The 13,248-nt window shown below is 63.5% G+C and carries 13 protein-coding genes; 11 read left to right on the forward strand and 2 right to left on the reverse strand.

Annotated features, from left to right (window positions below; genetic code table 11):
• The first annotated feature begins 96 nt into the window (after positions 1 to 96).
• Together AOA60_RS24860 and AOA60_RS24865 are read left to right on the forward strand one after the other, a co-directional pair.
• A complete protein-coding gene (locus AOA60_RS24860) occupies positions 97 to 1,557 on the forward strand; it encodes an NAD-dependent succinate-semialdehyde dehydrogenase (protein ID WP_099586570.1) in 1,461 nt (486 codons plus the stop codon).
• 14 nt (positions 1,558 to 1,571) lie between these two features.
• On the forward strand, positions 1,572 to 2,657 hold the full coding sequence (locus AOA60_RS24865; RefSeq protein ID WP_099586571.1) for a tartrate dehydrogenase: 1,086 nt from the start codon (positions 1,572 to 1,574) through the stop codon (positions 2,655 to 2,657).
• A gap of 192 nt (positions 2,658 to 2,849) precedes the next feature.
• On the opposite strand, the gene AOA60_RS24870 is transcribed toward AOA60_RS24865, so the two are convergent.
• On the reverse strand, positions 2,850 to 3,776 hold the full coding sequence (locus AOA60_RS24870; protein WP_099586572.1) for a glyoxylate/hydroxypyruvate reductase A: 927 nt from the start codon (positions 3,774 to 3,776) through the stop codon (positions 2,850 to 2,852).
• Between the two features lie 194 nt (positions 3,777 to 3,970).
• On the opposite strand from AOA60_RS24870, the gene gabT reads away from it, so the two are divergent.
• From gabT to AOA60_RS24885, 3 genes are read left to right on the forward strand one after another with little or no spacing between them, the layout of a single operon-like run.
• Entirely contained in the window at positions 3,971 to 5,263 is a 1,293-nt protein-coding gene (gene gabT, locus AOA60_RS24875) for a 4-aminobutyrate--2-oxoglutarate transaminase (RefSeq protein WP_099586573.1), read from the forward strand.
• 48 nt (positions 5,264 to 5,311) lie between these two features.
• Positions 5,312 to 5,956 (forward strand): 2-haloalkanoic acid dehalogenase, encoded by a 645-nt coding sequence (locus tag AOA60_RS24880; protein WP_099586574.1) that lies wholly within the window; start codon positions 5,312 to 5,314, stop codon positions 5,954 to 5,956.
• Between the two features lie 44 nt (positions 5,957 to 6,000).
• Positions 6,001 to 6,489 carry an Lrp/AsnC family transcriptional regulator gene (locus AOA60_RS24885; protein WP_010449292.1) on the forward strand — a complete coding sequence of 163 codons (489 nt, stop codon included), beginning with the start codon at positions 6,001 to 6,003 and terminating at the stop codon, positions 6,487 to 6,489.
• Positions 6,490 to 6,602: 113 nt separating this feature from the next.
• Here the strand turns inward: AOA60_RS24885 and AOA60_RS24890 are convergent, their stop codons facing one another.
• On the reverse strand, positions 6,603 to 7,814 hold the full coding sequence (locus tag AOA60_RS24890) for a DUF1835 domain-containing protein (RefSeq protein WP_099586575.1): 1,212 nt from the start codon (positions 7,812 to 7,814) through the stop codon (positions 6,603 to 6,605).
• Between the two features lie 175 nt (positions 7,815 to 7,989).
• On the opposite strand from AOA60_RS24890, the gene AOA60_RS24895 reads away from it, so the two are divergent.
• The 6 genes from AOA60_RS24895 to AOA60_RS24920 all read left to right on the forward strand — a co-directional run bounded on the left by AOA60_RS24895 (position 7,990) and on the right by AOA60_RS24920 (position 13,185).
• A complete protein-coding gene (locus AOA60_RS24895) occupies positions 7,990 to 8,673 on the forward strand; it encodes an ATP-binding cassette domain-containing protein (protein WP_099586576.1) in 684 nt (227 codons plus the stop codon).
• Positions 8,670 to 9,464, forward strand: a complete 795-nt coding sequence (gene fetB / locus AOA60_RS24900) for an iron export ABC transporter permease subunit FetB (protein WP_099586577.1) — start codon at positions 8,670 to 8,672, stop codon at positions 9,462 to 9,464. The genes AOA60_RS24895 and fetB overlap by 4 nt, the downstream gene beginning before the upstream one ends.
• Positions 9,465 to 9,569: 105 nt before the next feature.
• Positions 9,570 to 10,202, forward strand: coding sequence for a glutathione S-transferase family protein (locus tag AOA60_RS24905; protein WP_099586578.1), 633 nt, complete (start codon positions 9,570 to 9,572; stop codon positions 10,200 to 10,202).
• Positions 10,203 to 10,377: 175 nt separating this feature from the next.
• A complete protein-coding gene (locus AOA60_RS24910; protein WP_099586579.1) occupies positions 10,378 to 11,289 on the forward strand; it encodes a LysR family transcriptional regulator in 912 nt (303 codons plus the stop codon).
• Complete coding sequence (locus tag AOA60_RS24915; RefSeq protein ID WP_099586580.1) at positions 11,289 to 12,173, forward strand: LysR substrate-binding domain-containing protein; 885 nt, start codon at positions 11,289 to 11,291, stop codon at positions 12,171 to 12,173. Before AOA60_RS24910 ends, AOA60_RS24915 begins: the two co-directional genes overlap by 1 nt.
• Positions 12,174 to 12,252: 79 nt before the next feature.
• Positions 12,253 to 13,185 (forward strand): pyridoxamine 5'-phosphate oxidase family protein, encoded by a 933-nt coding sequence (locus tag AOA60_RS24920; protein WP_099586581.1) that lies wholly within the window; start codon positions 12,253 to 12,255, stop codon positions 13,183 to 13,185.
• Positions 13,186 to 13,248: the final 63 nt, after the last annotated feature.

Consider the following 13,248-nt stretch of genomic DNA (forward strand, 5'->3'; position numbering starts at 1 on the left):
AATTTCAGCACGGCACGCTGCTGTATCCGCGCTTTCGGCATCCTCGCCCGTGGCACCTCCCTAGACTGGAGCGTGTCTCGGATCAGGATCTCGACCATGCTCACCACCCGCTTGCAAGACCCCAGCCTGTTGGCTGAACTCGCCTATGTGGACGGCCAGTGGATCGCCGCCGACAGCGGTGCCACCCTGGACATCCACGACCCCGCCACCGGCCACCTGCTGGCACGGGTGCCCGCCATGGACGCGGTGGACACCCACCGCGCCATCGCCGCCGCCGAACGGGCCTGGCCCGCCTGGCGCGCACGCACGGCCGCCGAACGGGCGGCGCTGCTGGAGCGCTGGTACCAGGCGATGCTCGACAACCTCGACGACCTTGCGCTGATCATGACCTGGGAACAGGGCAAGCCGCTCAACGAAGCCAAGGGCGAAGTGCGCTACGGCGCCGGGTTCGTCAAATGGTTCGCCGAGGAAGCGCGCCGGGTCTACGGCGAAACCATGCCGGCGCCCGGCGGCGATCGCCGTCTGCTGACGTTGAAGCAACCGGTGGGCGTGTGCGCCGCCATCACCCCGTGGAATTTCCCCAACGCGATGATCACCCGCAAGTGCGCCCCGGCGTTGGCCGCCGGGTGCCCGATCATCGTCAAACCCTCGGACCTCACACCGCTTTCGGCGCTGGCCCTGGCGGTACTGGCCGAGCGCGTGGGCATCCCCGCTGGCGTCTTCAATGTGATCACCGGGCTGCCCGCCGGCATCGGCGAGGCCCTGACCGGCAGCCCGGTGGTGCGCAAGATTTCCTTCACCGGCTCCACCGCCGTCGGCCGCTTGCTGATGCGCCAGAGCGCCGAGCACATCAAGCGCCTGAGCCTGGAGCTGGGCGGCAACGCCCCCTTTGTGGTGTTCGATGACGCCGACCTGGAACAGGCGGTTGCCGGGGGGATGATCAGCAAATTCCGCAACGCCGGGCAAACCTGCGTGTGCGCCAACCGCATCCTGGTGCAGGACGGTATCTACGCGCGTTTCGCCGCGCGCCTGGTGGAAGAGGTGGGCAAGCTCAAAGTCGGCAATGGGCTGGAAGACGGCGTGACCATCGGCCCGTTGATCAACCCGGCGGCGGTGAACAAAGTGGCGCGGCACATCGACGATGCCCTGAGCCAGGGCGCGACCCTGCTGTGCGGCGCGATCCCCACGGGCGACAGCCAGTTCGTGCAACCCACGGTACTCGGCAACTGCCACGCCGAGATGCTGCTGGCCAATGAAGAAACCTTCGGCCCGGTGGCGCCGCTGATGCGCTTTACCGACGAGGCCGAGGCGCTGGCCCTGGCGAATGCCACGCCCTATGGCCTCGGCGCCTACTATTTCACCCAGGACATGCAGCGCTCGTGGCGGTTCGGTGAGGCACTGGAGTTCGGCATGGTCGGGCTCAACACCGGGATCATTTCCATGGAAGTTGCGCCGTTCGGTGGCATCAAACAGTCGGGGCTGGGGCGTGAAGGCAGCAAATACGGGCTGGATGAGTACCTTGAGGTCAAGGCTTTCCACATTGGCGGGTTGAACTGAAAGGGGTATGCAGCATGACTAAAGCATTCAGAATCGCCGCGATTGCCGGCGACGGGATTGGCAAGGAAGTGTTGCCCGAAGGGCTGCGGGTATTGGAGCAAGCCGCCAGAATCTGGGACTTGAACCTGAGCATCGACGTGCTCGACTGGGCCCACTGTGATTACTACCTGGAACACGGGCAGATGATGCCCGATGACTGGTTCGAACAGCTCAAGGGCTTCGATGCGATCTACTTCGGCGCGGTGGGCTGGCCGGATAAAGTCCCGGACCACATCTCGCTATGGGGCTCGCTGCTCAAGTTCCGCCGCGACTTCGACCAGTACGTCAACATCCGCCCGGTGCGGCTGTTCCCCGGCGTGCCGTGCCCGCTGGCCGGGCGTGAACCGGGGGACATCGACTTCGTGGTGATCCGTGAGAACACCGAGGGCGAGTATTCGTCGGTGGGCGGCAAGATGTTTGAAGGCACCGACCATGAATTCGTACTGCAGGAATCGGTGTTCACCCGGCGCGGCGTGGACCGCATCCTCAAGTTCGCCTTCGACCTGGCCCAGACCCGCCCGCGTAAAAAACTGACGGCGGCGACCAAGTCCAACGGGATTTCCATCAGCATGCCGTATTGGGACGAACGCACGGCGTTGATGGCGGCGAACTATCCCGAGGTGAGCTGGGACAAGCAGCACATCGACATTCTGTGTGCGCGGTTTGTGCTGCAGCCGGACCGGTTTGATGTGGTAGTGGCGTCGAATCTGTTTGGCGACATCCTGTCCGATTTAGGCCCTGCGTGTGCGGGGACGATCGGGATCGCGCCGTCGGCGAACCTGGATCCGGAGCGCCGGTTTCCGTCGTTGTTCGAGCCGGTGCATGGGTCGGCGCCGGATATCTATGGGCAGGGCATTGCGAATCCGATTGCGATGATCTGGTCGGGGGCGTTGATGCTGGATTTTCTGGGGAATGGCGATGCGCGGTATCGGGCGGCGCATGATGGGATTTTGCGGGCGATCGAAGAGGTGATTGCTTCCGGGGTGGTTACGCCGGATCTGGGGGGCGTTGGCTCGACTCGGGAGGTTGGGGTTGCGATTGCCGGGGGGCTGGTTGAATGAATACATATCCGTTGTTTGGGTAACGGCCAACCCGGCGTCCTCGGTTAAAAATGTGGGAGGGGGCAAGCCCCCTCCCACATTTGAATCTCCATTTTCAGGAAGATGTGATTCGGCTCTGGCTTGTGATCTGCTTTTGATTCTGACCTCAGGCGCCCCGTCAAAAAACACGCTGGCCGCTAGCTAAATAACGGATCAATACCCCCGTACCCGATCCACCTCACCCAACATATCCTGCCCCCGTTGATGACGCCGAATATCCTCCAGCAACCCCCCAAACGCACTCGCCGGCTGGGTCATCGCGGCAATATGCGGCGTCAGCACAATCTGCGGATGATCCCAGAACAGATGCTCGGCCGGCGCCGGTTCCTCTTGCAGCACATCCAGCACCGCACCACTCAATTGCCCACTCCCCAGCGCCTCCAGCAAATCCGCTTCGACCAGATGCCCTCCACGGCCCATGTTGATCAGCGCCGCACCTCGGGGTAGTTGCTCAAACAGGCGGCGATCCAGAATCCCTCGGGTCTGCTCCGTCAACGGCAGCACACACAACAAAATATCGCACTGGCCCAGAAACGCCGGCAACTGCGCCTCGCCCGCGTAACATTCCACACCCGCCAGATGATGAACGCTGCGCGCCCACCCCGACAGCGCAAACCCCAGTGGCGCCAACGTCGCCAGAATCTGCTGCGCCTGCGCCCCCAGCCCCATCACCCCCACGCGCCGGTTCGCCGCCGGCTGCAACAGGTGCCCCTGCCAGCAACGCGCAACCTGCTGCTGACGGTAACGCAGCATGTCCCGGTGCACACTGAGCACCGCCCAGCTGGCGTATTCGCACATGCCACGGGTGATGCCTGGATCCAGCAGGCGCACCACCGGGAGTTCCGGCGGCAGGCGGGACAGGTCGAGTTGATCGACCCCGGCCGACAACGCAAACAACACCTTCAGGTTGGGCAGCAATTGCGCCACATCGTCCGGCGCTTGCCAGGCGGCGAGGTATTCGATGTCTGCGGGGTTGCCGATGTCGGGCCAGGCGCGCCACTCAATGTCGGGGGCGTGTTCGGCGAACAGTGCCTGCCAGTGTTTACCGCGCACCGGGTCGGCTTTGTAGAGCAAGGCCATGGGGAGTTCCTGCTGGATAAAGGAGACGCTCATGATCGCCCAAAGCCCGGCGCAGGATCTGTTGAAAGGCCAGGGCAAAACAGTGGATCCGCATTTCTCACGGGCCAAGTTCGGCGTAGTTGGTTGCCCGCACGCCGTACTCTGAACAGCATCGCAATCACCTTCCGGTTGCCGCACTCACGATGGGAAAAGCCATGAACAGCAAAGTCGACGAAACCCCTCATTTGCTCCGTCAGCGCGAGCAATTCGTGCCCCGTGGGCTGGTTACCGCGCACCCGCTGGTGATCGACCGCGCCCAGGGCGCCGAGTTGTGGGACGTGGATGGCAAGCGCTATCTGGATTTCGTCGGTGGCATCGGTGTGCTCAACATCGGGCATAACCACCCCAAGGTGGTGGAGGCGGTGCAGGCGCAGTTGCAGAAAGTCTCCCACGCGTGTTTTCAGGTGGTGGCGTACAAGCCTTATCTCGACCTGGCCCAGCGCCTGTGCGAAATGATCGGTGGGCAGGAGGCCTATAAGGCGGCGTTTTTCACCTCCGGCGCCGAAGCGGTGGAAAACGCGGTGAAGATCGCCCGCGCCCATACCAATCGCTCGGCGGTGATTGCCTTTCGTGGCGGTTTCCACGGCCGCACGTTGCTGGGCACTACGCTCACCGGCATGAGCCAACCTTACAAGCAGAACTTCGGGCCGTTCGCGCCGGAGGTGTTCCACACGCCGTACCCGAATGCCTATCGCGGCGTGACCAGCGAGCTGGCGCTCAACGCCCTGCACGAGTTGTTCGCCACCCAGGTGGCGCCGGAGCGCGTCGCGGCGATCATTATCGAACCGGTGCAGGGCGATGGCGGCTTCCTCACCGCGCCGCCCGAGTTTCTCCAGGCCTTGCGCGCACTGGCCGACAAGCACGGCATTGTGCTGATCCTGGATGAGATCCAGACCGGTTTCGGCCGCACCGGCAGTTGGTTCGGTTTCCAGCACGCCGGTATCCAGCCGGACCTGGTCACCGTGGCCAAGAGCCTGGCCGGTGGCTTGCCGTTGTCCGGCGTGGTCGGCAAGGCGCAGATCATGGACGCACCGCTGCCCGGCGGGCTGGGCGGCACTTACGGCGGCAACGCCCTGGCCTGTGCGGCGGCATTGGCAGTGATCGATGCCTTCGAGCATGAGCAATTGCTGGCCCGTAGCCAAGTGTTGGGTGAACGCCTGCGCCAGGGCCTGCTTGGTTTGCAGGCGCGCTACCCGCGCATCGGCGACGTACGCGGCACCGGTTTTATGCTGGCAATGGAGTTGATCAAGGATGACCCGGCGCGCACCCCGGATGCCGACCTCAACCAGCGCGTGATCGATGAAGCCCGCGCCGGTGGTTTGCTGGTGATCAAATGCGGTGTGTACCGCAACGTACTGCGCTTCCTCGCGCCGTTGGTGGCCACCGAGGCCCAGATCGACGAAGCCCTGGAAATCCTCGACGGCGCGTTGGCACGGGTCTTGAACTGAGCCTGTGCCTGTTCAGGGTGAACTGCATCATTGGAGGCTTGACCCCACATGGGACTGACAGATTATCGAGCGTTGCTGATCGATTGCGATGAAGTGCTGGTGGACCGCGATTCGGGGGTGTGGGCGGCGCTGCAACCGCTGCTCGACAGCCGTGGCGGGCAGTCGTCCAGGGAGCAGGTGCTGACCGAGTATGGCGCGGTGGTCGCAGCCTTGTACCCGCGCTTCGCGGAGTTGGGCTTCAGTGGCGTGCTGTGTTTTGCCCACCGTCAACTCGCCGAACGCTGGGGTGTGCACGCCAGTTGGGAGGAGGGCATGACGTTCGCCCGTTCGGCGGGCAATTGGTCACTGTTCGAGGACGCGCCAGGGGCTATGCTCTACTTGCGCAAGTTCTACCGCTTGCGGGTGCGTGGCGACCGCGATGCCGAGGATCGTGGCGTGTTGTGCGAGCGGCTGGGCATTGCACCGGAAGATTTCATTTCCCTGGCTGATGACCCGCAATGGCTCAACGAACAGGCAGCAGAGATGCAACCGGTGCTGCATGTGACGGGCCCGTCGGTCGGCGCAGAGGGTGCGCTGGACCGCTGTTTGATCGGCCGCCAGCGGGCCCGGCAGCCTTCGCCGTGCGCGGCGGAGTATTGCATCAACAGCATGGCGGATCTGGTGGCGCAGCATCAGCTGTCTTTACGGCGCTGATTTTGCTAGAAGATTGCTTACAAACGGCAGTCAAGAGGTAGGCAATGGAAGGGCAAGTCAAGCTGGACCGTATCGACATCAGTATTCTGGTCGAACTGCAAAAGGACGGCCGGATGACCAACGTCAGCCTCGCCGACGCCGTGGGCCTGTCGGCCAGCCCGTGCCTGCAACGGGTCAAGCGGCTGGAGTCGGCGGGGTATATTTCCAGCTACAAGGCGCACTTGAACCTGGCCAAAATCACCGACTCGGTCACGGTGTTCACCGAGATCACCCTCAGCGACCACAAACGCGAAGACTTCGCCAAGTTCGAATCCAATATCCGCCTGGTGGACGAAGTGCTCGAATGCCATTTGATCAGCGGCGGCTACGATTACCTGGTGCGCTTTATGACCCGCAGCATCCAGCACTATCAGGAAGTGGTGGAAAGCCTGTTGGACAAGAACATCGGCATCTCCAAGTACTTCAGCTACATCGTGATCAAGTCGCCGGTGCTCAAGGATGGCGTGCCGCTGCGCAAGTTGCTGCGGCACTGAGTCCGGTTACTCCTGCAAATCCAACGCCTGTTGCTTGAGCTGGCGTTGGCGTTCGAAGGGCAACTGTTCATCATCCCGTAGGTTGGGTTGGGTTGGGTTGGGTGCAGCAGGAATCAGGTAGGGCTGCGCCAGTGCGGATGCGCATGTTCATCAATCATCCAATGCGGCTGGCCGGGGGTGATACGCACGCCGCCGACCCAGCGCTCTTGCGTGGCGTGGTCGGGCCAATACGCTTGGCCATGGAGCACGTCCTGGCCCAATGCGGTCAGCGCCAACAGGCGCTGCGGCCAGGGTTTTTGTGGGTCGGTCTCGGTCAGCAACGGGTGCTCTGTATCAATCAGCGGCCGCATCAACGCATGAAACATCATGTCCCCCAGGAACGGCAGCTGCTCGCGCTTGGCCATCAACTCGGCGAACACCCGGCCAAACGGCGTGGGTCCGGCTTCGGCGAGGTAGGTGAGGGCCAGGCGCTCGGTCAGTGATAGACCGTCGTGTGTTCCCGGCAATTCCTGCAGCTGGCGCAACAGCGCCGGGGCCAGCAAGGGCAGGGCGGTGTGCTTGCCGTGGGCCAACTCGGCCCATGCTATTGGAGAACTGTCGCAATAGGCCGACCAGGCCTGTTTGGCCAAGTGCACTGCGTCGTCTGCGATTGGCTTGCGCTGTGGCCAAAGCCAGGCGAGCACATCAGGCGCCAGCTGGCCGATGCCGATAAAGCGCTCGACGCCGGGGATGCGGTCCACTTCGATCAACTCCAGCTTGCGCGGCGCCCGCTCAAGGCCGGCCAGTGCGCGGATCAGGAACAGTTGGTCATACGCATCCGCCTCGCACCACAACACGCTGTGTTCGGCGCTGGCCAGGGTGTCGAGGTGGTTGTACTCATCGTCGACGCGGCGCGCGGCATCGGCGGGGGCGATGCTGAACGACTGGCTGATAAACGTACTGCGCATGGCACGGAATGCCTGGCTCGGCAGGTCACGCACCGGGCCCATGCACAGCGGGTCGCTGAGCATCTGGAACCGGCCCTTGAACCCCGCCACTTGCAGGCTATGGGCGATGTCATTGCCGCAGCGCCAGTGGGTGGTGCGGGCTTCATCGCTGGCGTCGAAACCAGGGTGGCGGGCGGCGAAGTCGAGGGCGTCGATATGGGCCTTGAGCTTGGGCCAACTGCTGAAGCCGAGCTGTTTGGCGATCTGCCATTGAGCCTTGGACAAAGTCGCAGTCGGGTCCTGGGCTTTGAGGCGCGCCAACAGCTCCTTGGCGCGCTTGCGCTGCTGCTCAAGGTTGAGACGGCCATCGGTGTTGGAAGATAACGGGCGTTGCGGCATACGATCTCCTTGCACAAACCTTTTCCGCTTTCAGGTTGGGAGTCGTAGAAGTGTGATATTCAGTCAAGGATCCTGGGCGCAGCCCTTTCCGCGGAAGGTGGCGTAGACAGCGCCAGGCACGGAATATAGGCAGCGAGGCAGTGGATTGCAAGCCGTTCAACCGAGTAAAGAGTGCATGACTGACACCCCTTTGATACAGACCCGCGGCCTGACGCGCATGGACGAGCGCCGCCAGGTGGCGTTGCTGCAGCCCACGGATTTCACCCTCAAGCGCGCCGACCGCGTGTCTATCACCGGTTCATCCGGTTCTGGAAAAAGCGTGTTCCTGCGTGCGCTGGCCTTGCTCGACACGCCGAGTTCCGGGCAAGTGCTGTGGAACAACCAGCCGATCGCCAACGCGCAGATCCCCCATTACCGCAGCCATATCAGCTACCTGTCCCAGCGCCCTGCGCTGCTTGAAGGCACGGTGGAGGACAACCTGCGTTTCCCGTTCAGCCTTAAGACCCTGCGCCAACGCCAGTTCGACCGGAATGCGGTGACGACCTTGCTGGGGCATGCCGGCAAGGCGGCGGATTTTTTGAGCAAGAACGCGTTGGACCTGTCGGGCGGTGAGTCTCAAGTGGTCTCGCTGATCCGCACCCTGCAACTCAATCCTGAAGTGCTGTTGCTCGACGAACCCACCGCCGCCCTCGACCCTGCGTCATCGCGCGATGTGGAAGCGTTGATCGATGCCTGGTTCGCCGGCGACAAGGCCCGTGCCTATATCTGGGTGTCCCACGATCTGGAACAGGCCCGGCGCATGAGCGACATCCACCTGCACATGAGTGCCGGTGTCCTCAGCGGAGCGGCCCAGCCATGAACTATCAAAACCTTACCGCGCTGGACATGGGCATCGCCGCGTCGCTGATCCTGATCAACGGCGCGTTGTCGTTGCTGCTGCGCCTGGGCCTTGGGCGCCAACTGTTGTGGGCGGCCGTGCGCACCGTGGTGCAATTGCTGGCCATCGGTTATCTGCTGGGCTGGGTGTTCGAGTTCGCCTATTGGTACGTGGTGCTGCCCTTGATGTGTGCGATGACCTTGATCGCGGGGTTGTCGGCGGCGGGGCGTGGGCGCAGGACTTACCGTGGGCAAAAGGTCGACAGCATCCTGTCGGTGTGGGGCAGTTCGTGGCTGGTGACAGCGGTGGGCCTGTTTGCGGTGATCCGCATTCACCCCTGGTACGAGCCGCAATACGCGATCCCGATCCTGGGCATGATCCTCGGCAACACCCTGACAGGCGTGTCCCTGGGCATCGAACGCATGACCCAGGAACTCACTTCGGGCCGCAACACCATCGAAATGATTCTGGCCCTCGGCGGCTCACGCTGGGAAGCCGCCCAGGAAGCCATCCGCCAAGCTGTGCGCGCCGGCATGATCCCGACGCTGAACCAGATGACCGTGGTCGGCATCGTCAGCCTGCCCGGCATGATGACCGGCCAGGTACTGGCGGGGGAAAGTCCGGTGGACGCGGTGCGGTATCAGATCGTGATCATGTTTTTGATCGCCGCATCGTCGGCGTTGGGCACGGTAGGGGCGGTGCTGCTCACCTACCGACGGTTGTTTTCGGTGAGTCATCGGTTTTTGCGCGATCGGCTTGAAGAGCGTGCGTGATTGTTTCGCCAGGTGAAATACTGGATTGTAGTTCCTGGTGATTCCAACGATCAGCGCAGCGGCGGACGATGCTGGTCGTCGATACCCCACTTTTTGGAGCCGTTCATGTCCCCGTCCGCGATCAAACTCTATGGTTTCCCGCTGTCCGGCCACTCCCACCGGGCTGAGCTGATGCTCTCCCTGTTGGGCCTGCCTACGGAATTTATCCTGGTTGACCTCAAGCAAGGCGCGCACAAATCCGCCGAGTTCACTACGACGATCAACCGCTTCGGCCAGGTGCCGGCGATTGACGACAACGGCACCGTGCTCGCCGATTCCAATGCAATTTTGGTTTACCTCGCCACGAAATACGGCAATGGCCAATGGCTGCCGAGTGATCCGGCAGGGCAGGCGCGGGTTCAGCGTTGGCTGTCGGCGGCTGCCGGGCAACTGCATGCAGGGCCCGCGACGGCGCGGTTGGCCACGGTGTTTGGCGCTGACGTGGATGCGGCGGCGGCCATCAGCCGTGCCCATGCCTTGTTGGTATTGCTGGAGCAGCAACTGAGTGAAACCCGCTTCCTGGCCGGCGAGCAACCGAGCATTGCCGATATTGCGTTCTATACCTACGTCGCCCACGCGCCGGAAGGTAATGTGTCCCTGGCCGACTACCCTGAAGTGCGTGGCTGGCTCGCGCGCATTGAGGCACTCGAGGGTTTTGTCGGCATGCCGCGTACGGCGGTGGGGTTGCAAGCGGCATGATATGAACCCCTGTGGCGAGCGAGCTACTGTGGTGAGCGAGCTACTGTGGTGAGCGAGCTACTGTGGTGAGCGAGCTTGCTCGCGCTGGAGTGCGCAGCGCTCCCGGCTTTTCAGTTCCACTGCGCAACCCAACGGGAGCAAGCTCCCCCGCCACAAAAAACTACAGGAGCCCCCGATGGACCGATTTCACGAAATGCAGGTGTTCCTGGCCGTGGCCGAGGAGGAGGGCTTCGCCGCCGCCGCTCGCCGCCTCAATACCTCGCCACCCAGCGTAACCCGTGCGATCGCGGCCATGGAGCAACGCATCGGCACCCAACTGCTGGCGCGCACCACGCGCAGCCTGCACCTGACCGAAGCCGGCCAGCGCTACCTGGAAGATTGTCGACGCATCCTCGCCGAGCTGGACGAAGCCGAGGAAGCGGCGGCGGGCAGTTATTCCATCCCCTGCGGTCAGCTGACAGTGACCGCACCGGTGCTGTTTGGCGAGCTGTATGTGGCGCCGGCGCTGGGTGACTATCTCGACCGCTTTCCCCATGTGAACATCAATGCCTTGTTGGTGGACCGCGTGGTGAACATGACGGACGAGGGCGTCGACGTGGCCGTGCGCATCGGCCATCTGCATGAGCCGGCGCAGCAGGCGATCCGGGTGGGCGAGTTGCGCCGTGTGGTGTGCGCGTCGCCCGGCTATCTCGACGAGCACGGTCGGCCCGAACACCCCGACCAATTGCGTGGGGCCAGGATCATTTCCTTATCCTCTGGCGGCCAATCGGTAAGCGAGTGGGCGTTTGTCCAGGGCGACCAGACGCTGACGGTGCCCATCGAACCGCGCCTGGTCGTCTCGGCGAACAACGCGGCGATCAGCCTGGCGCGCCTGGGTTGGGGCATGACTCGTGTGCTGTCGTACCAAGTCGCGGCGGCAGTGGCGGCCGGTGAATTGGAGATTGTGCTGGAGGCCTATGAACCGGCACCGCTGCCGATCCAGTTGGTGTTCCAGAACAGCGGCCGTGTCCCGGCCAAGGTCAGCACCTTTGTGGATTTTCTCAGCCAGCGCCTGGGCCAGGACGCGGCGCTCCAGCGGCGCGGCTGATGGAGCGTTATCGCGATATGCAGCTGTTCGCGGCCTTGGCCGGTCAACCGAGCCTGGCCTCGGCGGCGCGCCGTGCGTGTGTCTCCGGCCCGACCCTGGTGCGCGCAATCGCCCGGTTGGAAACGCGACTGCACGTGACGTTGCTGCAACGCAGCACCCAAGGCGTGAGCCTGACCGACGCCGGCAGCGCCTACCTGGCCGACTGCCAGCGCCTGCTGGCCAGTGTGGACGCCGCCGAAGCCTCGGCCAAGGGGTTGCACGTGCAGGCCCAGGGCACTCTGCGGGTATTTTTGCCGTTATTGTTCAGCCGTTACCTGATGGCACCGGTATTGGCCGACTACCTGGAGCGTTACCCCAACGTGCGCGTAGTGGCGCGTTATCACGACTACGACCCCAACCTGCACGAAGATGGCCTGGACGTGGCGATCCTGGTGGGCGCGCTGCCCAGTTCTGCGCTGATTGCGCGGCCGCTCGGGCACGTGCGGCAAATCCTCTGCGCCAGCCCCGATTACCTCACCGCCCACGGCGAACCCCGGCACCCGAGCGAGCTCAAGCAGCATCAGTTGATCGCCAGTGCCGATCAGGTGCGGTGGGAGTTTCCCGGCTATTTGCTCAAGGCCCGTGCGCGGTTGGGTTGCTCCACGGTGCAAGGCGCGATCAACGCAGCCGTGCAGGGTGCCGGTGTGGTGCGTTGCCTGAGCTATCCGCTGCACGAGCCGCTGCACAGCGGGCAATTGCGCCGGATCCTGCCGGCCTTTGAAGGGCCGCCGCTGCCGGTCAACGTGGTGTATCGCGAGGGCCGCAATGCGCCGATGCGCGTGCGCAGTTTTGTCGACCATTGTGTGGCGGCGTTGCGCGGTCATCCGGCATTTCAGCTGGCGTAACAGTGGATTGCCTGGCGTGGGTATTCTCTCGCCGCCGTGCAGCGCGCAGCATCGACACATCCCATTGGAGGTGCTCGCCATGAACCCTATCGAACAGTCCCCCTGGCATGCCGGTGAACGGCAGATGCAGGAAAGCGCCGGCGTGGCCGAACGCATGGCCGTGGTTGGCCCCAAAGTGATTCGCGATCATTTGCCGGAGCAGCATCGCGACTTTTATCCCTGGTTGCCGTACCTGCTGCTCGGCGTAGTGGATGAGCAGGGCCTTCCTTGGGCGACGCTGGTGGAAGGCGCGCCGGGGTTCGCCCACTCGCCCGACCCGCACGACTTGCAGGTCGACAGCCTGCCGTCTGCCAGTGATCCCGCCCGCACGGCCTTGCACCTCGGCGCTGCGGTGGGTGTGCTGGGCATCGACCTCAACACCCGCCGCCGCAACCGCATGAACGGCCGCATCGGCGCCCTGGATCACGCGGGGTTTTCGGTAGACGTGGTGCACACCTTCGGCAACTGCCCCAAGTACATCCAATTGCGGCCCGTGGAGGGCGTCGCACGCAAAGCCGGTACCGTGGCCGAACGCACTGCCATCCTGGACCTTGACGCACAAACGATGATTCGCCAAGCCGACACCTTCTTCGTCGCCAGCTATGTGGACGCGGATGGCGAACGCTCGGTGGACGTGTCCCATCGCGGCGGCAACACCGGCTTTGTGCACGTCGATGGCAATGTCCTGACCATCCCGGACTTTGCCGGCAACCTGTTCTTCAACACCCTGGGCAATCTGGCAGCCAACCCGGTGGCAGGGCTGCTGTTCATCGACTTTGAATCGGGGGACGTGTTGCAGATTGCCGGGCGTACCGCGCTGATACTCGATGGCCCCGAAGTGGCGGCGTTTGAAGGTGCGCAGCGGTTGTGGACGGTGACCGTGGAGCATGCGGTGTGGCGCCCGGCGGCCTTGGCGTTGCGCTGGGCGTTTGCGGGTTTTTCGCCGTTCAGTCTGGCTGTGGGGAAAGAGTAGGCCGGGTGGTGCTGTAGGCCGCTTCAGGGAACAGCTGGTTGGTCATTTCAATGATCTTGCTCT

The sequence above is a fragment of the Pseudomonas sp. 2822-17 genome (assembly GCF_002742485.1).
Lineage (GTDB): Bacteria > Pseudomonadota > Gammaproteobacteria > Pseudomonadales > Pseudomonadaceae > Aquipseudomonas > Aquipseudomonas cyclaminis.